The following is a 22145-nucleotide window of genomic DNA, read 5'->3' as shown; positions in this document are numbered from 1 at the left end:
AGTCAGCAGCGCTGGAAACATCTGATGAGCACGCCCTGAAGTCGACGGCAGATCTCGCGGGTCCTCGGGCATGCGACCTGTCTGAGCTCATCGAGCCGATCGGTGAGCATTCCGAAGAGGTTGGGTGCGTGAGTGCACTGCCTAAGCAGCCTGACCGTCAGAAGCACCGCCCGCTCCCAGTACTGCGCAGACATGGCCTGCTTGCAGCGGACAGACTGGCTGCCCCAGTACACCATGAGCACCAATGTGTGGCGGAGATCGTCGGCTTTGAGACGCAAAGCGGGGTGCGTGCCCTGCGCTTCTCTGACGTACCGGGACATATCATGGTCCGCCCGGTCCGCGCTCTCCTCGTCCAGTTCCCATTGGCCGCCGCGCTGACGCCACGTTCCGTCCCAGATCTGCGCGGTCTTTCGAAGCAACGCCTCCCAACCATGTTGCTGCGCCTCGTCGTGGGTCAGCAGGTCCAAGCACTTCATGCCGTCGAGATCAGGGATGATGTCAGCCTGACTGCACGGGTCTCCCACGGGCTCGATCGCGTACGCCCCCGGGGCCATATTGGGCAGCTCGATCTCGCCTCTGTGCCGTCCGGGAACCTGGATCTCGATGGGTGACAGCCAAGGGTAAGAGGTGCTGACCAGGCGCAAATTCGCCGCAGGGCCGTGGGGATCGAATTCGTAGCGGAGAATTGCGCCTCGGCCACCTAGAACGAATTCAGCAGTGGCATTGACCAGTCGGCACTCCGATGATATGAGAGCGACAAGAGTTCCTTCAGCTATCTGCAGGTCGGCGCGATAGGCATCGACACGCAACTCGACAGCCCTGTTTGCCGCGAGAATGGCGTCTCTCCACATCGCGAGGTCGAACCTTATGCGCGCGCTGGAGGTCTGCCGGCCCGCCGGCTGCGTAACGGCGGCTTGGAGGGCATCCGCGCGCAGAGTCGCATTCCATCTAGTCGGATTAGGCTGCATCAAGAGGTCCAGGAAAACGCGGGGCGTGTTCTCAATTGACTGCTTCGGTATTCTCGCCACAGCCGGAAGCAAATTGGGCTCACCACCGGGCGTGGTCACTCCCACCAGTAGCCTGGGGACAACCACCGCCAGATCGAACTGGCGCGCTCCCCCCCCTGGCGGCAGGTGCACCAATTGCAGATTTAGCCGGCGCGCATCGGGACTAACTACCATCGGGTCATGGCCGGATACACCCGGGTGTGCAGACTGGGGGTTTCTGCGCACCTGGCAATGAGGCGCTGAGACGTCAACTACCGTGTGCCCATTGTGCCCGGGGAGTACGATGGGGGGAGTGAAGCGGACCTGCAAGCCGGGGATCAGGGCGACCGTGACTGGCGTTCCGCGTCGCCCCAGACGACCGCGAACACGGAACCGAAAGACCCCAGACCGTCCCTGCAAAACTGCCCGCAATTCTGACGCCTGAACGAACGCAGGAAGTGGCGGTCTCGCCATGCCGTCCAGCAGTTCGATCTCCACGACTACACCATTGTTGTCGCCAATACAGTCAACTTCGGGAACCTCTGCGCACACCGGCACTCCGGCGATCGACGCCCCCGGGACCTCCCCTACCAGCCTGAGTTGGGGCATCAAGTCCACTGGGATGTGTTCTTCGGCCGTCTTGCCGTCTGCCGGACTCATCTCAAGTACGAGGCCGGAGCAACGCATGGTATCAATGAGGCGTGCTGACATCCCGCTGATCCCATCCAACCCAAAGCTCTCTGGGCATTGGGCCGGCTCGACCACTCCGCCGTCTATTTGGACTGCCTTCACGCATGCATCTGTCGGGCACACCAGCCAGACTTCGCCCCGTGGCAGGTACTGCTGTCGGATCAATCTGTTCTCCGGGTCGTTGGCCGCGAATGCCGCCCAGCGGACTCCGTTACCCAGGAACCCCCGCACATGTTCGACGGTGGAGCATTCGTCGTCAGTTTTCCGCCATTCCACACGGTAGCGAGAAGCCAAAGTCTCGAGCGGCAGCTCGAGCCGCGACTCCGTCTGTCTCACGAACGGGTCGACCTCGACGCGTTGCGCGGCCACCAGAGTGGAATCATCGGGCCCGTTTTCGGCGTATACGTTCATCGTCCGTCCGGAACGCCACTCTGAGGGCAGTTGCGCGACCACCAGCGTAACCGCTGCACTGTCAAGAGATAGCCGAAGATGTATCTGCGGGCGTTCCGCATGGCCCTCCAACGGGATGCGGTGGGAGGGGTGCCCGTCTATCCATTCGCGAAAGGCATCCACAAGCCACTGCGGCAGGTCGAGACTGTCATCGCCGACAGACCCCTGTACCGATCTTCGATAAAGGGTCATGCAGCGTCCGAGCAGGTCATCCGCAACATGTCCCCCGTAGTTCAGGAAGTTCTCCTCAGGCCTATGCAGTTGAGGGTATGAGACTCCCAGTTCGCGAAGGATCTCTGCGGCTGTCCATTCGCCATCATCAAGACCACGCATGACCGCTGGACGCACTACGTGCTCGAAGAGCCGCCCGACCCCGTTTGCCGGGATAAGGGCGTGAATGCGCACATGCCTTAGAAACCTCTGCCCGTCTACGTGGTGAAAAGCGGGCAATCCAGTGCGCCTCAGGAAGCCCTCAAAGGCATCGCGCCATTCGGTCTCTTCTGCACCAGACAGCTGCAAGTACTGGTCCCTAAAATGTGGCCAGTACTTGTCGTCATAGAAATGGGAGAAAACTCCGGTGGTGAAACACGCAGCGCAGAAAGGGAACCGTCGCCAAATCGTAGCCGGCGAGTCCATAAGGCAGAAGAGCCTTCCCAGCTTGCAGACATCTTCGGCTTCTAGTGGCGCTTCTCCTAAGAGTGTCTTGCCGGATAACTGGCTCGCCAGCGCTTCTTCACACTGGGCCAGGTCCATGTATTGGTCGAGGATCAAGGCTGCTCCCCCCGTTTGTGCATCACGTTCAACTGCGAGCGATGCAGATATGACGGGTCGCAGAGGACGGCGGCGTCCAGCACCCGTGCAGATCGTGTTGCGGCTTCGCCCATGCCTGCCACGAGTCCTCCCGTGTGCTGCACATGCTGCCGCGCTTCATCTGCACTGATGCTGACGCTGCAGCTGTGATGCGGCTTACCTCTCAGACATGCCAAAGACCGACGCGTGGACAAGGTGGTCTCCAACGGTCAGGCATGCGCCGGTGATGCCCGGGCCGTCGATGCGGACTGTCTCCCCCACTCCCGGCGATGGATACTTCTCGCTCGCCGTTGAAGCGGCACTCTCGAGAAAATGCGCGACGGTGGAAGTGCTCAGTTCGCCAGGTTCTTTGCCACTCGTTCGGTCCAGCGCGCAGAGCGCGTAACCTCGTGCCAGCTTTGGCCAGAGCAGCTGCAAGGTCCGGGGGCGGTCGAACAGATCCGCCGCCTCGATCCTCCCCCGGCAGGTGACCACCACGCCGAGCGCATCTTCGGGCAAGCGGATTTCCTCCAGACGACCAGAGCGCGTCTCCTGCAGACGCCCCACGGCCTCGTGGACCCCTTCGTAGTCGCAGGTGGGTGAGACGGCGCCGAGGCGCGTCGCCACCCGGTCGACCTCCTGCCAGACCGCATGCTGGTCAGACCGGAAGCCCATGCGAACACGCAGGGAGCGGTTGACGCTGCGCGACTTCTGGCGGCGCATCTCCGGGTGCGAATAGTTCCTGCTGGGGCCGAAACCACGAGAGACGTAGTGCCAGCGGCCAGACTCGGTGCAGCTGACGGGGATGTTGACCGCCTGTCCTGCCCCCAGGAGAACCGAGGTATTGAGGGTGCGGTTCTGTTTGGCGCCGACCAGTTGCTCGCCCTCCACGATCAGAACGAGTGTTGCAGCCAGGTTTCTCGCGATCACCTCCCCCACGACGCCCGAAGCATCAACCTCCGATATCACCACGGCGTTCTGGGCCACCGCTTCGTCAAGGGTCAGGTAGTCCGGTCCGGGCTGCGGCGTTCCCAGTAGCGGGAATACCGCCAGATCTCCAGCGGAGATCGGTTCGCCAACTTGCAGCGTGGCGATGCGGTCCTTCAGTGCGTTCATCTGTGTAGCCTCCTGGGATGTGCGTCTCTTTCCTGTATATAGCTTGCGGGGGGCCGGAGTGTGACAACCCATCTTGTATCCGCAGATCGCCGGGCAATTATGGGGCCGCTACTGCCGGAGCTGAACCATCTCCGACTTGTTCCCGCCGTAGTGGCCCCAGCCGAACCGTCACTGAGTACCTCCTGCCATTCGTCACTCTCCTGCGGGTAGACTGGTGTGAGGCGTTCAACGAAATCTCTGAAACTCATTGTCGCTCCTCCAAACTCTCCTTGTCCTGAAATGGGTGCCGGTGTTCGAAACGGAGATTCACTTGCCGCGAAACCGCTGTTCCCAGAGCATCTGTTCCCGGGCATCCGCCTGGTCGCGAGCAGCCTGCGCCTGGCTCTCCGCAGCCTCCGCAGCGCGCTCGGCCGCCCGGGCTTGTTTCTTTGCCGCCTTCGCCGCCTGCACTGCTGCTTGAGCGCCCTCGTTGTAGTTGAGCTCCCAGTCCTCCCACCCGCAACTCAGGCACTTCAGCATCATCCCGCGACGGGTGCGATCGAGCTCCTGCACTTCCTCGGTCTCTTCTGCTCCGTCCGGAAGGGGCGCCTGCTTCGGGAGGGTCAGCTCGGTATAGGCGTACTTGCAGAGCACGTACGCTGCCCCGCCGAGTAGACAGTAGACCCCGACCTGCGTCAGGAAGCCCCCGCCGCCACTGACCCACATCAGAAACAGCCCAAGTGCTGCCAGCGAGCACCCGCAACCCCAGCCCGAATGGGCCGCCCGGTAATCGCGCACCTCCTTGGCATGGGCAGCCTCATGTTCGGCGCGTATCTCCTGGGCTCGCCGGGTGTACCGAGTCTCAGTTCTGAAGTAGTCTCGTTTCTCGGGAACTTTCACCAGCGCCGAATAGCAAGTCGGGCACACGCAGCCGGTTTTCCCGACGTCGCCTATGGGCGCCGGTGGCCGCCCGGCTCCGCAGTACGGGCAACGGTCCACCTTCGGCGGGAAACTGGCACCGCACGACTTGCAAAGCATACGGGTCCCTCCCGGCCCAAGCCGAGCGCTTCATCCTCTGGCATCCAGCAGACGCGCAACGGTCGGACGAACAATTGCTTTTACATTCTCCGAGAGCAGACTGTGACAGTAAGATGCACAGCTTTCGCGCACCGCAAGATACAGACCGACATCATGCAGCGAAACGCTTCAGACACGACGGCACCAACTGTCACACTTCGAACTGCCGGGGCGTAGAACACGGTGAAGCAAGACAGGCCAGTGGCGGTGCATGGGAATGCAGACCGCCATGCGGGCCCAGACATCACCTGAAAAGAGGAACACGCCGCATGTCCAACAACCAGATCGCCAGCCTTCAGAGCCGCAAGGCCAGCCTTTTGCAACGCAAAGCGAACCGCACCAGGGATCTCCTCCGCTATCGGCAGTTGACCGGGTGGGAGTACCAGGCGTCCGTGGCGGAGCGCGACATCGCAGACCTGGACCGCCAGATCGCCGACATCGAGCGACAGATTGCCAACGCAATGCGGTGAGCGCCCAGCACACGAACCGAGAACAACACGTAATGGGGAAACTCCAATGCTTGATCCCACGAGACCGTCCGAAGGCCAGCGTTCCGATGTCCGGCGCCGCGTGCTGGACCAGTTGCCCAGTCCGCGTGAGCTCGCCCTGGCGGTCCAGCGCAGCGTGGTCGGGCAGGATGCGGCTGTCCGCGACCTCGCAGCAGTGATGCGACAGCATCTTCTCCGGGTCAGGGCTTCGGAGCTTGATCTCCCCTGCGTGCCACGATGGCGCGACACCGTGCTCCTCATCGGTCCCACCGGCAGTGGGAAAACCCACATGGTGAGAACTTTCGCGCGGATCTGTGGGCTCCCGTTCCACGCCGAGGACTGCGGCCACCTCAGCGGCACCGGCTACGTAGGGCGTTCGGTTGTGGACGCCGTTCAGGACCTGATCTGCTCCGCTGGAGGAGATGTCGCCGATGCCCAGCGCGGTGTCCTCTTCCTGGACGAACTGGACAAGCTGCGCACCCAGGAGGGCGATGGCCGAGACATTCGAGGCGACGATGTTCAGGTGGAACTGCTCGCGTTGGTCGAAGGACGCAAGCTCAATCTGGCGAGCACCGGGTCGTCCCGCGAACGCCGCGCAGTCTACCAGGGCCAATTCGAAACACACGGACTGTGTATTATCGCCGCCGGTGCTTTCGAAGGGCTCGACGAGATCGTGCGAGAGCGACTACGGCCGAGGTCGGGCCGCATCGGGTTCGGGCCCGGCAGTGCGACACATGAGTTGTGCGAACTGTCTCGCACGAGCCTGCTGTCCGAGGTGACGCCGGATGACCTCATCGCTTACGGTATCCGCCCGGAACTGGCAGGGCGCCTGAATACCGTGATTCCCCTCCGCGAACTGGACGAGAGTGATCTGCAGAGGATCCTTGAACAGGAGGACGGCGGCCCCATCGCGCGCCTGCGTGAAGCCGCTTCTCTCGAAGGGCTGAGTCTCGATTTCACGCCGGATTTCGTGTCGCGTGCGGCGCAGATGGCCTCCGCCGCAGGGCTTGGAGCGCGCCCGTTGGACAGTCTGGTGTCGCGGGCAACTCGGCGGGCGATGTTCGAGGTCCCCGGCACAATGGAGACCGGCGCAACGCTTCGCTTCCGGGCCAATGCGCTGGATGACGGAGACTATGAGGTCGTTCCCTCGCGAGCGGGCGACGTTCTCGACAGCCCTGCGCCGGGGCAGTCGTATATTGAGGAGCCCACAGCGCCCCACTGGCTGGACCTGTTTCTCCGCGAGGATCTGCCGGAAGATGATTTCCCCGAGGACGAAGAGCTGGAGTTTGAGGCGGATGAGGAAGCGCAGACGGCCGACGCTGACGCCCCCGAACAACACTCGCTATGGGACGAGGATGATGACGAACTGGACTTCCTGGACGAGGATGACGAGGAGGCTCTGAGCGCGACGATTGAGGCCGATATGCGAGCATTGCGCTTTCTCGCAGCATTCGACACGCACCCATTGACTCCGGGTGACAGGCGAACCGAGACCGTCTTCTCAGCACTGGTTTCCCCGGACCTGCACGAAGTCGCGCGCATCGTGCTACTCCGTGCGGGAGTGTTCATTCTGCCCCGGATCCTCGGACTTACTGGACACCCAGACCCGCGCCGGCGCGAAGCCGCGGCCTGGATACTTGGGCGCATGGACAACCCGGTGGCCCGGGAGATGGTAAGCCACATGATCACCCACGATCCAGACCGATCCGTGCGCCTCTATGCCCGGGAGCAACTCGGCAAATACGCACAGGACGAAGACCCCGGCGAGGAAGAATGACGGGAAACCACCTCGGACAATGGACAAGTCGTCTTGCCCCCAGGCCGATCGGCAACTCGAGTTGACTCGCAAACTCGTCGCCTGCGTTCGCCGGGATCCCCAGCAGGCCAAGGTGCGGCACACGGTCGCGGAACTGCTCTCCCGGCCCGCCGAAATCCCCTCTGTCAGTGTCCCCGGAAGCCCATGATCTTGCGCCGAGTCGGCGCTCTTGGCCCCAAATCCTCAGCGCCACGCAGCCGCCCAGCTTCGCCGGCCTACTGCCTGACCCGGAAGGTCGATGGAGTCATGGCGTCGAAGAACCCTGGTAACGAATAAGGCGTCATTGCATGGGCGTGCCGCGCCCAAACTCGCCGCGCGTCGCACGTTGACGCCCAAATGACTTCCAAGCGCCGAGGCCACGGAGGACCGTTTCATGCCTGACGACCTGCGCAGCCAGCTCAAGAACATGATCGTCGAGCGTCTCTTCCTCAACGTCAGCCCTGATGAGATCGACGATGATGAGAACCTGATGGACGAGTACAACATCGACTCGGTGAACCTCTTCGAAATCATCGTGGGCCTCGAAGACGAGTTCGGTATCCAACTCGAAGAGGAAGACCTCAACGTGGAGACCTTCTCCACGGTGTCCAACATCGCGGGATTCGTGGAAAGCAAGCGCGGAAAGTAGCATTACCCATGGAGAGAATCGTCCAGTTCGACAGCGGAGGATTGCTCCTTCACGGCATCCTGCACGAGCCGGATGAGGGTTGCGACCGCTGCATACTCGTCTGCGACCCCTTTGCGGAAGAAAAGAAGTGCGCGCACAGGCCCTTGGTGGACATCGCCCGGGCACTGTGCGCAGGTGGTTATACGGTCCTGCGCTTCGACTACCGCGGCTGCGGTAACAGCCCAGGCGATTTCGTGGACTATGGCCCATCTGACTGGGAGGAAGACATACGCCGGGCGACCGTGTTCCTGCGCGCCGAGAGCGGGCGGGCATGGATCGGCCTGGCCGGCCTGCGACTGGGAGCCACTCTGGCATTGAGGGTCGCAACAAGCATGGCAGACATCGCCGCGGTGATTCTCTGGGAGCCGATCCTGGACGGGCAGACCTACGTGCGCCAGAATCTGCGACGCTCGATGATCAAGGCGATGCTCACCGACGGGCAGAAGTTCGACGCGGACGCGGTTGCTCAGAAGCACCGGTCGGAGGTCGTGGACTTCGACGGCTACGAAATCAGCGCACGGGCAATGGGCGAACTCCAGGCCCTGAAGCCGCCCGAAGCCCTCTTCCCCGGGCAGGCGCTGGTGCTCAACATTGGCCCCCGGGACGAACCACACCCGGACATGACCCGCCTGGCTGAGGCGCTCCCGGCGGGCAGCGCTCTTGGCATCCGCCTGGAGCCTTTCTGGAACCGAATCGGCCTGGTGGACATCCGGGCGCTGGCTGACCTGACCCTGGGCTGGCTGGGTTCCTGCCCGCCCGACGGGGGCGAACAGGCATGAACACTGAGCGCCACCTCTATTTTGAGGTCCAGGGAGACCGCTTGCTGGGGACCTTGAATGTCCCGGACGCTGCCGGCGATGCGCCAGTGGGTCTGATTCTTCTTCATGGCTGGGCCGGATACCGCGCCGGAGCCCACCAGATGTTCGTCAAGCTCGCCCGTGAGGCCGCTCGCCGAGGCATTCCGTGCCTGAGATTCGACTTCCGTGGGCGCGGTGACAGTGAAGGCGACATGAATGCTGCGAGCCTGTCCACCATGATTCAGGACGCGCGCGAGGCAGCCCGGGTCCTTTGCGCCGAGACCGGGGTTCAGCGCGTCGCGCTGGTCGGCGATTGTTCGGGCAGCGAGGTGGCCATCGGCGCTTGCAGGGACATCCCCGGTTGCGACCGCCTGATCCTGTGGTCGGCGCCTATCGTGGCCGGAGACCGCCAGACAGCCCAACAGGCCAAGAAGCGCTACATCATCCGCCAGTACCTGGGCAAGCTCTTCCGGCGCGAGACGTGGGCCAAGCTGGTGGGCGGGAAGCTGCAACTGGGCATGATCCGACGGGCCCTGGTCGGCGGCGGAAGGGGCAAAGGCGAAGAAGGCAGCGCATCCGATAAGGACATCGACTGGTACAAATGCTTCACCCGCTTCCAAGGCCGCGTGCTGTTTATCTTCGGCGCCCAGGACCCCACCACCGATCCGGCCGTCGCCCATTACCGGGACCTGTCCGATGACGCGCAGCGGGAATTCGAACTGCACCTTGTCGAAGGCGCAAATCACGCCTTCTACTCCGTTGCCTGGGAACGCGAGGTCATCCATACCACACTGAACTGGCTCACCGGGTCGGGGGAGACCGGCGGCGGTGGTGACTAAGACGCCGCTGAGGGTTCTGTTCGTCCACCATGCCGAGCTGATCGGCGGGGCTGCTGCCAGCCTGCGCTGCCTTCTCGATTACCTGCCTGCGGACCGTGTCACAGCAGCGCTGTTGAGCCCCACCGTGGGCCTCGCGGCACCCCTGAGCGCTCCGGCGCTGGAATCACACTTCCCCGCGCCATGGTGGGATGTCCGGTTGTCGCTGAACCCTGTCGCGCTCCTGGGCCAAGCGGCTTCGCTCGGCGACCTGACTCGCCGCATCCGGCATGCTGTCGCCGAGTTCCGGCCGGATTTCATCCATGCCAACACGTGGCCCGCGGCCATGGCCGCAACTCGGGCCCGGCTGCCTGTCCCTGTCATCTGGCATGTGCGCGATGTGCGGATCCGCCCGATGGTTACATGGGCGTTGAAGGGTCGCTGCGATAGGGAAATCGCTATTTCACAGTTCGTCGCCGATTTCTTGCACCAACGGGGCTTTCCCCCCGACCACGTTGATATTGTCTACAACGGTGTGGATGTGAAGCGTTTCGTCGCGAAGCGCCTCCCTGGCGAGGTCCGCGCCGAACTGGGCATTGCATCGGATGCGCCGCTAATCTGCAGCATTGCGCGGCCGGCCCCCTGGAAGGAACACGGGCTTCTCCTGGAGTCGGCGGCGCTGCTGCTGCGCCGTTTTCCCGACACGCGTTTTCTGTTTGTCGGAGCGTGGGGGCCGCGGGAAAGCCGGGCTGCTGATCGCCTTCGCACCCGGGCGCGGGACCTCGGTCTGGAACGCAATGTCACATTTTGGGGACACCGCGAAGACGTGCCGGACTTGCTGGCGGCCTGTGATGTCTTCTGGCACGCGGCGGCGGGCGAGCCACTGGGGCGCGTGGTGCTCGAAGCGATGTGGATGGCTCGGCCGGTGGTGGCTGCGAATGTCGGGGGGCCCGCTGAGCTGGTACAGCACGAGCGCACGGGGCTTCTGGTACCACCTCACGATGCCGGAGCGCTTGCCGAAGCCGTGGGCAGGATGCTTTCAGAACCGGGGCTCGCCCGATCATACGGGCTCGCGGGGAAGGAACGGGTATTGGAGCACTTCACGGCCGAGAAAACGGCACGGGAGATACTGGGGATCTACGACCGGGCCCTGAAGGGGGCCTTCCCATGAGAGTGGCTGTCGACGCCATGCTCCTGGGGGGCGCTCACTCGGGCGTTGAGGTGTCCATCGAGGGTCTCTGCGAGGGCCTGGCGGCGGTCTGCGAAGACCACCGATTTCTCATCACTCATCGGCCCGGATACACACCGGCCGACATAGAAGACGGGCCCTTCGACTTTCGGCTTGCACCCGGCTGGACGGCGGGGAAGGCGGGCCGCATAATCTGGGAGCGCATCTGCCTGCCCAAGGTGGCCCGGGAGTGGGGAGCCGAAGTGCTCCATGGGCCGGGCTACCTCCTGCCTTCCGGCTGGAGGGGCCCGTCAGTCGTCACTATTTACGACATCCTGGCCATCACCCACCCGGAGTGGTGCAGCCGAGCCAATGCCCTGCATTACCGCTTCGCCCTGCCCCGGACTGTTCGTCAGGCCCACGCGATCCTGGCGCCTTCGGAAGCCGTGCGCGCAGAACTCGTCGGGCACCTGGGTGCTGATCCACGAAGGGTTCACGTCGTCCATCTCGGCATCTCCGCAATCATGCAGCCGCCTGACAGGCAGGCTATGGACCGGGTCATGGACAGGTATCATGTCGAACGACCATATCTCCTGTGGGTCGGCAACATCGAACCCAAGAAGAACGTGGCCGGGATCGTACAAGCCTTCGAGCGGATCGCAAGGGCTATTCCACACCGGCTCATCCTCGTTGGTCGCGCGGCCTGGAAATCCGAGCCTGACCTGCGCGCCATCGAGACCAGTCCGGCAAGAGCGCGCATCATCCGGCTGGGCTACGTGCCCGCCGAAGACCTGCCGGCACTGTACGCGGGGGCCGATCTGCTGGTACACTGGTCCCTGTATGAGGGCGCGGGCCTGACACCCATCGAGGCCATGGCGTGCGGTACGCCAGCAATCGTGTCCGATTCAGGCGCACTGCCTGAGCTTGCCGGACAGGTGGCGCCGGTAGTTCCGCTGGGCGACCCTGACCAACTGGCCCATGCGATGACGTCATTGCTGGCAGACCGAGACCGCCTCGCACAGCTTCGCGAAGCTGGCATAGAATGGGCCCGGCAATTCACCTGGGCCCAGCACGCCCGGCAGGCGCTGGGGATCTACCGGGAGGCAATCGAGCTTGCGGCGAAGACGACGTAGAACGGGCAATCTCGGGGTAGTACTCGGAGAGTTCCCGTCTATCTCCGAGACGTTCATCCTGCGCGAGATGCTGGAACTCGAACGCCGGGGCTTCCGTCTCACCCTGCTCGCTCTTGAACAGCCCTCAGAGGAGCCCCATGCAGACACCGCTGCCTTCGAGGACCGGACATTCCACAGGCCCCGACCGCTGTCTTTCCGCAGCCTGATCTCCCAGGCCATAGCCTTCATGCGGTTTCCCGGCGGCTACATCAGCGCCCTTTCTTTCGTCACGAAGCATGGCCTGCGCCATCGGGGGGCTCTTCGTGAATTGGTGTCCTCCCTGCTGGCGGCCGGCTACTTTGCCACTCGCGTTCCCCGCTCCGAACGCCCGGTTCACGTACATGCGCAGTTCGCGAGTGCTCCGGCGACCACCGGACTGCTCCTGGCTGAGATTATCGGCGTTACCTTTAGCATGTCCGCCCACGCCCGGGATATATTCACAAACGAGTCAATCCTGCTGGGCGTGAAGCTTTCGGAGGCCGAGTTCACTGCAGTCTGCACCCAGCACGGTTTTGAACGCTTACAGCGCCAGAACCCGCTCACGGTCGGCGACAGGCTCCATCTGATCCACCACGGCGTCGATATCACCCGGTTCATTCCCCGACCCGAACCCCGCGAAAAACCGCCATTGGTGATCTCCGTGGGCCGCCTTGTGCCGAAGAAGGGCATGGATATCCTCCTGCGCGCCGCCGCAATCGCCCGCTCCAACGGCGCCGAATTCCGGCTGGAGATCGTTGGCGACGGTCCCGAGCGTGAAGACCTGGAGCGGCTCACGGCCGGCCTGGGCCTGCGCGATGTCGTCAAGTTCCACGGAACCTTGACCCAGGAGCAACTCGCGCCCGTCTTCGCCCGAGCCCACGCCTTCGCTCTTGCATGTATCGTCACGGAAGACGGCGACCGGGACGGCATACCCAACGCGCTCATCGAGGCCCTGGCCCTGGGCGTCCCAGCGGTGGCCACCAGTGTCGGCGGCATTCCTGAACTCATTGAGCATGAGCAGACCGGTCTTCTCGCCAGGCCCGGACATGTGGGCGAACTTGCGGCGTGCCTCGAACGGATCATCTACGACGACGAACTTCGCGCCACGGTCAGCAACCACGGCCGCGGCAAGGTTGAGCGCGAGTTCGATATTGCACGGAACATCGAAGACCTGGCGGCGTTATTGCGCAGGTACGTCGCCCCGCGCGAGGCACCCGACGCAGCACGGGAACAAGGCCGCAGCATAGAGCCCTGACCACGCGCATATGCGCTTACAGTCCTGCAGCCCTGCAAGCGCCCAGAACAAGAGTGGAGCACCCCATGCACGAAGATGACTTGAGAACCACCGAAGAGCTTCGCCAGGCCGACCAGCAGTCGGATGCCACCGCCGGGCGTCGTATGAGCATCGCGGCCCTGGTCATCACCGTGTTCCTCTCAGTGGGCAAGCTGATGGGCTACGTCAAGGAAATGCTCATTGCCAGTCTCGGCGCCAGCAGCAGCACTGATGCTTTCAAGGTCGCCTACAACAGCGTCATCTTCACCATCTATACCAAGGTGGAGAAGACACTGCGGCCCACATACCTGCCCCAGTTCGTCAAAGTGCGTCGGGAAGACGGAGAGCAGCCCGCGTGGGAACTGGCCAGCGCCATGACCGGTTTCCAGTTCCTGGTGCTGGGTGCACTCGCCCTCATCTGCGTGGTTTTCGCCGAGCCGATTCTTCTCTTCGTGGGCAAAGGGCTCGCGAACGATCCCGCCGCGTTGCACCGTGGTGTCGTCGTCCTGCGGATTATGGCCCCCGCGTTGCTCCTTTTCTCCCTGTCGGTAATGCCCGAACTCACCCTCCACGCCTACAAACGCTTCTCCCTCCCTGCAATCGCTGAAGCGTCCTTCCGGTTTGCAGTGGTAGTCATCTCCTTCATGCTGCTTTATCTCGTCTGGCCGTACCGGGTGGATGCCGACCCGCACCGTCCTGACGAGGCCATCTACGCCTTCGCGTTCGGGGTCATGGCCGGCGGTTGTCTGCGCTTGCTGGTGCAGATTCCCGGCCTGTGGAACCATCTGCACCGCTTCCGGCTGACAGCCAACGTGTTCCGCAACCCCAACGCGTGGAAAGTCATCACCCTGATGCCACCCGTACTGATCGGGGTGGCTTTCTCCACCCTTCGCACCTGGGCCGACAGCCGCTTCGGCACAGATATCGGCAGTGGCGTGTACACCTGCCTGGATTTCGGCCGGAAGATCACCGACTTGTTCTTGCAGACGCTCCCCCTGGCAGTCAGCTTCGTTGTCTACCCGTACCTTTCGGAATGGGCTCTGCGCGGCGAGAAGGACAAGATGGCCGACGCCCTGGTGGCCACCACACGCGCTATGGCTTTCGTTTACGTGCCGGTCAGCGTGGTATTGATGGTCGCTTCGCTGCCCATCATCCGCCTGGTGTTCCAGGCCGGAGAGTTCACCGCCGAGCATGCCCGGCTCTCTGCAATGGGCGTCTATTGGTACGCGCCGGGGATGTTTTTCTACTCGGTGGAGGGTTCAATCAACCACTGGTTCTTCGCATACCAGGACACGATGACCCCGAATATCGTGGGGGCTCTGTTTGCCATCCTCCACGTGGTCATCGGTTACCTCGGCGTGTACGTGTTCGGAGCCACTCCCGGCGCGAAGCTCTCCTGGGTGGCTGCCGCGCTGACCATCAGTAAGAGCACCAAGGTCATCGCCTTGTACGTCCTGATTCGCCGGCGCATCGGCCACATCGACGTGGCGAAACAGGTTCGCTTCACCCTGCAACTCGCCGTCTGCGTGGGGCTCATGGGGCTGGTTCTCTACCTGCTGGAACAGCAGATGGCGCCTGTGCTCGAGGGCTGGGACGGTGGACTGAAGATCAAGGCGGCAGCGCACATGGGCAGCAGTTTTGTGGTGGGCGCGCTGGTGTTCCTGGGCTGTGCCGCACTGCTACGGATCAACGAGATCAGTCTCGTCTGGGATGCGGCACGCAAGGTCGGGCGCAAGATCAATGCCAGACTCAAGAGCGGCCGTGGTCAGTAGGCGGGTGCGGGTCACACAGGTGCTCGAAGCCTGCGTGGGCGGGACGCGCAAGCACGTCCTGGACCTGTGCACCGGGCTGGACCCGGAGCGCTTCGAACTGTCCGCGGTGCTTTCGCCCCTGCGCGACCGAGACTTTGCGACAACCTCGCGCATTCTCAAGGACGCAGGCGTACGGGTCATCGAGTTCCCCGTTCACCGGTCCATGAACCCGGTATCGCTGGCAAGTGCCATCGCGGGCCTTGCCCCGATTCTGCGCGAACTCCGCCCGCATATCGTCCATGCCCACAGTGCCATCGCGGGATTCATTGGTCGGAACGCAGCCCGGCGAGTGGGAGTTAGCAGGGCCGTCTACACGCCCCACGGTTTCCCCTTCCTGATGGACGTTCCGGCCCCCGTGAAGACGCTTCTCGTTACTGCCGAACGCCGCCTGGGACGGGTAACCGACCGCATCATCTGCGTGTGTGAAAGCGAGCGCGATATCGCCCTGAAGTACCGCGTAACGCCGCCGGAGTCCTGCGTCTGCATCCCCAACGGAATCCGTCTCGGCCCCGTTCCGGAGGTGAACAGCTCCGAGGTTCGCGCACGCCTGGGGCTGCCGGAGCAGTGCAGGCTGGTTCTGTCCGTGGGTGACTTGCGCCGTCAGAAGGGGTACGACACGGCGGTGCGCGCCATCAAGCTCCTGCAGGGCGTAGTTCCTGATGCACACCTGCTAATCGCGGGCGAAGGCGACCAGCGACCGGCGCTGGAGCAACTCGTCACCCGGGAGGGTTTGGGCGATGTCGTCCACCTTCCGGGACACCGCTCCGATGTACCCGAGCTCCTGTGTTCCTGCGACGTCTATTGCCAGCCCTCACGCTGGGAGGGTTGCCCCTATGCCCTGATCGAGGCCGCATCCCACGGCTGCGCGCTGGTTGCCACGGCGATCCCCGGCAACATTGACGTCGTGCGCCACGGAGAAACGGGCTGGCTCTCCCCGGCGGACGATGCAACCGGCCTGGCGCTGGCTTTGCGGGATGCGCTGGGTGATGCGGGAGAACGGCTCAGGCGGGGAAGAGCGGCATCAGCTCTTGTGCGCGAGCGGCACGACATCATGTATATGCTTCAAGCTACTGCGGCACTTTACGAGGAACTGGCGACGGACCTGCAGGACTGATGTGACGCAATCAGTCAGCGCCGTTCCGTGCCTGTGGAAGAGCTCGATCCGCAGCCCCGGAAAGCTGCGCAACACGCTCTCGCAGCTCTTTCAGGGTCTCGGCAGATAAGTCGTCCACAGCCGTCTCACTGGCATCCAGCGCCTCTTCCAGAGCAGCCGCGATGCGAGCCTTCACCGGTTCCGTGAGCACCCAGGCAGGACTGCGCTGCATCTGGCGCAGGGCCTGCTCCACCAGCTCCAGGCTACGGTCCCAACCCCCGAAGCGAGCGGCGATCAAGGCCTGCGCGGCGTACCCGAAAATGCAGTCGAGGTCGTCTCCCACGCGTTGGACGGTGAACAGTCGGCGCGCCTGCTCCGGCTGATGCTCAGCCAGCAATGCCAGCGCGGCCACGCCGCCAACAAGGGCGCTCGTGCTGCGCTTCTCCAAGGCTTTCCGGGCCAACCCATCCGCCTCGGGCCAGTCTCCACGCACCGCTCGCACCCGGACGGCCTGCTCAAGCACCGCCCGCGAGGTCGGGGCGCGCTCAAGGGCGACCCGCAGGTGCTTCACTGCACCGGCAGCATCCCCACGCCTGAGTGAAACTTCGGCCCTCAGCATCGGAGCGAGGCACGAGCTGGGCTGGGCGATTTCGTGCTGTTTCAGGGCCCAGACTGCGGTGGTGTAGTCTGCCAGACTGATGGACTTACGCGCCATCATTTCGTAACCCCGCCGGGCCAGAGTCTCCGGCAGGCAGCGCAGAAGCTGGCGCGCCAGATCGTACTTGCTCTGTCCCGCAAGCTGGTGGGCGAAATCCAACACCATCGGCACCGCGCTGGCCCGCAGGCGCACAAGCTCCATGAGTCGGTCGCGCTGCACGAAACCGTGGACAATCGCCAGCGCCAGGACGCGGATCACCCGCAGTTCAGGTGACACAGCATGGCTCTCCTGGGCGCGATCGAACACATGCGAGACCTTCGGGGCTCTGCCCGATCGCAGGTACGACCAAGCGAGGCTCGTCCACACCTGGGCTTCGCCGGTGATGTCCGTCTCGCCCCGGAGCGCGCGTTCAAGGGTCTGGATCGCTTCCTCGTGCCTGCCTGCTGCGGACAGGTCCACGCCCAGACTCGCGATCACGAGGTCGTTGCCGGGCATGTGCGCCCCGGCTTCCCGCAACAGGGCTATCGAACGCTCGATATCGCCCTCGGAGCGTGCCGCCGAAGCCTCCAGCATACAGCGCCAGCCGCGGACTTCCGGCGAGCGCGGCGACAGCAGAACCGCGTGATCCAGAAGCCGCCGGGCAAGACGCACCCCCGGCCCCCCCAGTGCCGCGAGGAACTGGGCCGCGGATATCAGGACCCGGGTTGTAGGGCGGGTCTGCATTGGCGCTACCTGTCTGCGTTCGCTCGCGACCGGGAACCTCACGTTCTCAGTGGGACGTCACCGGGAAACACGCTTCCGCCAAAACAGTCGTAGGCCACGGTGATCGGGAACTCGCGCACCGTCAACCTGCGGACGGCCTCGGGCCCGAGGTCCTCGTATGCCACTACTTCTGAATAAACAACCGCTCCCGCCAGAAGGGCTCCCGCACCACCCACCGCCACGAAATAGACCGAACACGTTTCAACGCAGGCTTTGCGCACTTCCAACGTACGGTCGCCCTTGCCGATAGTGCCTTTCAGTCCCAGCCGATGCAGCTCCGGCGCGTAGGCATCCATGCGGTAGCTCGTCGTCGGACCTGCCGACCCGATGGCGTGCCCCGGAGGCGTTTCGGATGGGCCGCAGTAATAGATCACCTGCCCCACCAGGTCGAAGGGCAGACCATCTCCGGCAGCGAAGCCGTCCAGCATCCGCTTGTGCGCAGCATCCCGCGCGGTGTAGATCACCCCGGACAGAAGCACCCGGTCGCCCGCTCGAAGAGAGCGCACCATCGCTTCGTCCAGCGGGGTGCTGATTCGCTTTGCGTCAACGGTCATTCGCAGGTCATCCCTACTGGCAAGCGACTCCTGCCAAGAATGAGGCACTACAGTACCCGCGACACGTGCCGGGCCGCGTGACATTGCACATTCAGGGCCAGCGGCAGGCTAGCGATGTGACACGGGTAGCGTTCCACGTGCACCGCAAGCGCGGTGGTGCGCCCCCCCAGCCCCATGGGACCGATACCCGTAGCATTGACCGCCTCGAGTAGGCGGCCCTCCAGCGCGGCCACTTCCGGGATCGGGCTCGGTTGGCCCACGGGCCGCAGGAGGCTCTCCTTCGCCATGAGTGCTGCTTTCTCCAGGTTCCCGCCCAGTCCCACGCCCAGGACCAGCGGCGGGCAGGGCTTGCCGCCCGCTTGCTGGATGCGCTCGACAATCCTCTGCACAACACCGTCTTCGCCCTCGGAAGGGACCATCATCCACACCGCGCTCATATTCTCGCTCCCGCCGCCTTTGGGGGCGAGGGTGAGCGTGAGGCGGTCACCCTCCACCAGCTTGAGATGCACGATGGCCGGGGTGTTGTCGCCCGTATTCGTATCCCGGCGCAAAGGATCGAGCACCATGGACTTGCGCAGGTACGCATTGCGATAGCCCTCGCGCACACCCCGGTTGATGGCCTGATACAGGTCTCCGTCCAGGTGCACGTCCCGGCCCAGTTCGGCGAAGACCACCGCGATCCCGCAATCCTGACAGAGCGCTATCCTCTGTTCGTGGGCGATTCGGGCATTTTCGATGAGCTGACCGAGCACGTCTCTTGCCACGACGCTGGTCTCAGCATCTCGTGCAGCCCGCAGTGCTGCCAGCACATCCCCTGGCAACTCGAAGTTCGCTTCCGCCGACATGTCCGCCACCGCTGCGGCAATCGCTTCGACACTGATCTCCATGACCTTTCGGCGCGGAGCCATGCTTAGCCTTGCCCGCCTCTCATGGCATCGCGCAAGTCGCGGTAGCTGATGAGCTTGATGCCGAGTTCATCGATGAGCGCCCGGGTAGCCGGATTGATCAGCCACTCATAGTCCGCATGCCGCCGGGCATGGCTGCCACTGATGGATTGCATCTCCGGGCCGTCTATGGCCGGGTGCAGGTAGAACTCCGTCAGCCCGGGCTTCAGGTTCCGAAGGATATTATTGTAGGCTTCCGCGAGATCGGCCGGGTCTGGCGGAAGGGGTACGCCGTGGATCAGCACATCCGGCCCCAGCACGCCGGCCTCGCGCTCCCGCTTCTTCCGGTCGGGGGCGCCAAAGAGCGCGTACATCTCTGCGGAGGCCTGCCGCTGGGGAAGCCTGTACTCCTGAGAGAGCTTCAGGTAGACATCGGCGAATGCCGGGTTCAACTGCATAGTGCCCATGTGGGAATCAATGTGGGTGGGATCGATGCCCATTTTCTTGGCCAGCTCAATCTGCGCCCGGGACTCGATCTCAGCCTCCTCGGGCGTCGCATGCTCCCAGGCTGGCTCGCAGTCGGGCCACATGTATCCATCGGGCGAGACCAATCCCGGAACTTTCTCCCTTCCTGCAACCGGCCCCCACTTGTAGTTGCGCCACTCGCTGGTATGGGTCAGGTGGATGCCAACATTGGCCTGCGGGTGCGCGCGCACCCAGTCGGCGACTTCCTTGACCCATGCGGTGGGCATCATCACGGTCGCCGAAGTCAGAACTCCGCGTTCGAAAGCGTCGAAAACCGCGAGATTGGTGTTGTGACTCATGCCAAAATCATCGGCATTGATGATGAGCAGACGGGCGTCCGGCGGGTATCCGAGCATGGCGTTCACCGTACCGGGCTGGTCCTGGGCGCATACCCAGGTGCAGTGAACAGCGAGGGTCATTGTCAGGACAATCAGCACGGTCTTCATGGCGCATCTCTCCAAGAGCCACCGAGGGATGAGCAGCGCGGATAGTTGACCACGTTGGGCACGTTTTGTCAACGCCAGGACACCGATCGGCAGGTCGGCCCCATCCAGGGAAACTCACACTTGCACGGTGACCCGGCGCGCTGCATAATACAGTTGCGAACCAGCGCCACCCTCGCGACCTCGTACGGACGTCTGGGACGGTTCTTGCCCCCGGGAGGCTTCGCCGTTATGTCCGAGCTCATTGAATTCGTCAGCAACTATTCTGACCACAGCACGGACCAGGGATTTCAATTCGAATTCTTCTGCAATCGCTGCGGCTCCGGCTATCGCACGCCCTTCCGCGCCAGCGCCACCGGAACCGTCGCCAACGTACTGGATACCGCCGGCAGCATCTTCGGCGGCGTCCTTGGCCGGGCTGCAGACGTGAGCGAACGGGTACGTTCCGCGACCTGGGAGCGCGCCCACGATTCGGCGTTCAAGCAGGCCGTCGAGGAGATCAGGCCCCAGTTCGTGCAGTGCCCGCGATGCATGTCCTGGGTCTGTCGCAAGAGTTGCTGGAATAACAAGCGCGGCCTGTGCAAGGAATGCGCGCCCGACCTGGGTGTGGAGATGTCCGCCGCCCAGTCGAGCCGCTCCGTCGAAGAAATCTGGCGTCACGCGGCAATGGCTGAAGAAGACAAGAAGCTCGCCCGGGAGAACTGGCGCGAGACCATTCGCGCTTCCTGCCCAAAGTGCGAGCACCCGCTGGAAGTCAATGCCCGCTTCTGCCCCAACTGCGGCGAGAAGCTCAAGGCTGTGGCTTTCTGCACCGGTTGCGGCGAGAAGCTGCAGCCGGATGCCCGGTTCTGCGCGGGTTGCGGCAAGAAGGTCGAAGACGCCGAGTAGAGCCTGATAGTTGGTCACTCAGCCCGCTCATGGTCGTCGCGTGCACGGACCCGTCCGGGCGGGCCCCAGGCATCCCTCAGGGCCCTGCCCGAAGCGACGGGAAAGCTGCGGGTCATCCAGCGCAAAGCGGGCAGAACCCGTGCTGCCCCATAAGCTCGGTACTCAGAAGTCGAAGTCCGCGATGTTCTCCTTTGTGAATCGCATGGGCGCCCCGAGCAACACCTGGCCGTTGCGCACTTCCACTTCGCCCAGCCGTCCGGCCGACAGCGTCGTGCTGTCTGCGGTCAGCTTCCCCTCAGAGATCGCCTTCGCCGCCTGGATTGCGAGATAACCCAGATCCACCGGATTCCAGAGGATCACCGTTTTCACCGTGCCGCTCTCCACCCATTGCTTCATGGGCTTCGGCGTCGCGAGACCCACCACCGCCACCTTCCCCGATGCTCCTGCCTGCTGGATCGCATCCGCCGCGCCGGGTAGCGCCACCGATGATAGCGCGAAGATCCCCTTGAGTTCCGGGTAGGTTTTCAGCAGTTCCTGGGCCGCGCGGAAGGCCAGGGTCTGGTCTTCCTCGCTGGGCTTCGGCTCGCTGACCAGCTTCATCTTCGGGTACTTCTCGGCCATGTAGGCCTTCATCTCACGGATCCACGCGTTTTGGTTGGCAGCGGTGAGGGACGCCGTGATAATCGCCACGGGCGCGTCATCGCCGACCTGATCCGCCATCTCGTCCACCAGCGCCTTGCCTACAGCATCCTCGGAAGCCTGGTTGATGAAGAACTCCCGCCCCGACTTCTCGGGTGACGCGTCGGCGTCGAAGGTCAGAACATGGATGCCTTTGTCTCGCGCCTTTTTCAGCACCGGCGCGATGGAATCCGGGTCATTGGGCGAGACGATGATGACATCCGTGTCCTGGGCGATGTAGCCCTCGATGAGCTGGATCTGAGCGTCCACCTTGTCCTCTGTAGGGCCGTCGAAAACCAGGTCCACGCCGCCCAGCTCGTCGGCGGCTTCCTTCGCACCACGCTCGCAGGCATTGAAGTAATCTGTGCCCTTGATTTTCGGCACCATCAGGACACTGATGCTTTCGGTGCCCCCGCCGCCGGTGAGCTGTTCGGCGGGCGGCTGAGTGGCATCTGTCGCCTGGGTGTCGGTGGGGGATGTCTTTGTGCACCCTGTGAGGAGCGCAGTGACACAGATCGCGACCACGTAGGGGACGAGACGCAGGGACATGGTTCTCAACTCCTGATGTGTTGTTCGGGACAAGGCGG

Annotated in this window: 19 protein-coding genes; 11 read left to right on the top strand and 8 right to left on the bottom strand. The window is 63.5% G+C overall.

From position 1 onward, the window contains the following. Positions 1 to 2 precede the first annotated feature (2 nt). The 3 genes from HPY44_20035 to HPY44_20025 form a co-directional block, all read right to left on the bottom strand. On the bottom strand, positions 3 to 2897 hold the full coding sequence (locus tag HPY44_20035; GenBank protein ID NSW58304.1) for a hypothetical protein: 2895 nt from the start codon (positions 2895 to 2897) through the stop codon (positions 3 to 5). A 195-nt stretch (positions 2898 to 3092) separates the two neighbouring features. Continuing rightward, on the bottom strand, positions 3093 to 4031 hold the full coding sequence (locus HPY44_20030; GenBank protein NSW58303.1) for a hypothetical protein: 939 nt from the start codon (positions 4029 to 4031) through the stop codon (positions 3093 to 3095). Between the two features lie 306 nt (positions 4032 to 4337). Then, positions 4338 to 5048: a hypothetical protein gene (locus tag HPY44_20025; GenBank protein ID NSW58302.1), complete on the bottom strand. Its 711-nt coding sequence runs from the start codon at positions 5046 to 5048 to the stop codon at positions 4338 to 4340. Between the two features lie 308 nt (positions 5049 to 5356). Between HPY44_20025 and HPY44_20020 the strand changes: the two genes are divergently transcribed. The 10 genes from HPY44_20020 (at position 5357) to HPY44_19975 (ending at position 16187) form a co-directional block, all read left to right on the top strand. After that, on the top strand, positions 5357 to 5557 hold the full coding sequence (locus HPY44_20020; GenBank protein NSW58301.1) for a hypothetical protein: 201 nt from the start codon (positions 5357 to 5359) through the stop codon (positions 5555 to 5557). A 46-nt stretch (positions 5558 to 5603) separates the two neighbouring features. After that, positions 5604 to 7352: an AAA family ATPase gene (locus HPY44_20015; protein NSW58300.1), complete on the top strand. Its 1749-nt coding sequence runs from the start codon at positions 5604 to 5606 to the stop codon at positions 7350 to 7352. A 412-nt stretch (positions 7353 to 7764) separates the two neighbouring features. After that, on the top strand, positions 7765 to 8019 hold the full coding sequence (locus HPY44_20010) for an acyl carrier protein (GenBank protein NSW58299.1): 255 nt from the start codon (positions 7765 to 7767) through the stop codon (positions 8017 to 8019). Positions 8020 to 8027: 8 nt separating this feature from the next. Continuing rightward, positions 8028 to 8837, top strand: a complete 810-nt coding sequence (locus tag HPY44_20005) for an alpha/beta fold hydrolase (protein NSW58298.1) — start codon at positions 8028 to 8030, stop codon at positions 8835 to 8837. Further along, the gene (locus HPY44_20000) at positions 8834 to 9694 is read left to right on the top strand and encodes an alpha/beta fold hydrolase (protein ID NSW58297.1); all 861 of its coding nucleotides are present in this window, start codon (positions 8834 to 8836) and stop codon (positions 9692 to 9694) included. Before HPY44_20005 ends, HPY44_20000 begins: the two co-directional genes overlap by 4 nt. After that, the gene (locus HPY44_19995) at positions 9687 to 10841 is read left to right on the top strand and encodes a glycosyltransferase family 4 protein (protein ID NSW58296.1); all 1155 of its coding nucleotides are present in this window, start codon (positions 9687 to 9689) and stop codon (positions 10839 to 10841) included. Before HPY44_20000 ends, HPY44_19995 begins: the two co-directional genes overlap by 8 nt. Continuing rightward, complete coding sequence (locus tag HPY44_19990; GenBank protein NSW58295.1) at positions 10838 to 11971, top strand: glycosyltransferase family 4 protein; 1134 nt, start codon at positions 10838 to 10840, stop codon at positions 11969 to 11971. The genes HPY44_19995 and HPY44_19990 overlap by 4 nt, the downstream gene beginning before the upstream one ends. Further along, entirely contained in the window at positions 11952 to 13244 is a 1293-nt protein-coding gene (locus HPY44_19985) for a glycosyltransferase (GenBank protein NSW58294.1), read from the top strand. Before HPY44_19990 ends, HPY44_19985 begins: the two co-directional genes overlap by 20 nt. A gap of 65 nt (positions 13245 to 13309) precedes the next feature. After that, on the top strand, positions 13310 to 15034 hold the full coding sequence (locus HPY44_19980) for an oligosaccharide flippase family protein (GenBank protein NSW58293.1): 1725 nt from the start codon (positions 13310 to 13312) through the stop codon (positions 15032 to 15034). Next, on the top strand, positions 15003 to 16187 hold the full coding sequence (locus HPY44_19975) for a glycosyltransferase family 4 protein (GenBank protein NSW58292.1): 1185 nt from the start codon (positions 15003 to 15005) through the stop codon (positions 16185 to 16187). Before HPY44_19980 ends, HPY44_19975 begins: the two co-directional genes overlap by 32 nt. A 10-nt stretch (positions 16188 to 16197) precedes the next feature. Here HPY44_19975 and HPY44_19970 read toward each other — a convergent pair whose 3' ends face one another. Genes HPY44_19970 through HPY44_19955 form a run of 4 tightly spaced genes read right to left on the bottom strand, consistent with a single transcriptional unit; the run spans position 16198 to position 19995 of the window. Beyond that, complete coding sequence (locus tag HPY44_19970; protein NSW58291.1) at positions 16198 to 17547, bottom strand: hypothetical protein; 1350 nt, start codon at positions 17545 to 17547, stop codon at positions 16198 to 16200. Between the two features lie 38 nt (positions 17548 to 17585). Next, positions 17586 to 18140 carry a fumarate hydratase C-terminal domain-containing protein gene (locus tag HPY44_19965; protein NSW58290.1) on the bottom strand — a complete coding sequence of 185 codons (555 nt, stop codon included), beginning with the start codon at positions 18138 to 18140 and terminating at the stop codon, positions 17586 to 17588. Between the two features lie 47 nt (positions 18141 to 18187). Beyond that, positions 18188 to 19048 (bottom strand): fumarate hydratase, encoded by an 861-nt coding sequence (locus tag HPY44_19960; protein NSW58289.1) that lies wholly within the window; start codon positions 19046 to 19048, stop codon positions 18188 to 18190. A gap of 2 nt (positions 19049 to 19050) precedes the next feature. Next, positions 19051 to 19995 carry a ChbG/HpnK family deacetylase gene (locus HPY44_19955; GenBank protein ID NSW58288.1) on the bottom strand — a complete coding sequence of 315 codons (945 nt, stop codon included), beginning with the start codon at positions 19993 to 19995 and terminating at the stop codon, positions 19051 to 19053. Between the two features lie 228 nt (positions 19996 to 20223). Between HPY44_19955 and HPY44_19950 the strand changes: the two genes are divergently transcribed. Next, positions 20224 to 20880, top strand: coding sequence for a zinc ribbon domain-containing protein (locus HPY44_19950; protein NSW58287.1), 657 nt, complete (start codon positions 20224 to 20226; stop codon positions 20878 to 20880). Positions 20881 to 21042: 162 nt separating this feature from the next. Here the strand turns inward: HPY44_19950 and HPY44_19945 are convergent, their stop codons facing one another. Continuing rightward, positions 21043 to 22107, bottom strand: a complete 1065-nt coding sequence (locus HPY44_19945) for a substrate-binding domain-containing protein (GenBank protein ID NSW58286.1) — start codon at positions 22105 to 22107, stop codon at positions 21043 to 21045. Between the last annotated feature and the right edge of the window lie 38 nt (positions 22108 to 22145).

The organism is Armatimonadota bacterium (genome assembly GCA_013314775.1).
Taxonomy (GTDB): Bacteria; Armatimonadota; Zipacnadia; order Zipacnadales; family JABUFB01; genus JABUFB01.
This window is presented reverse-complemented; position numbering and strand designations above follow the sequence as displayed.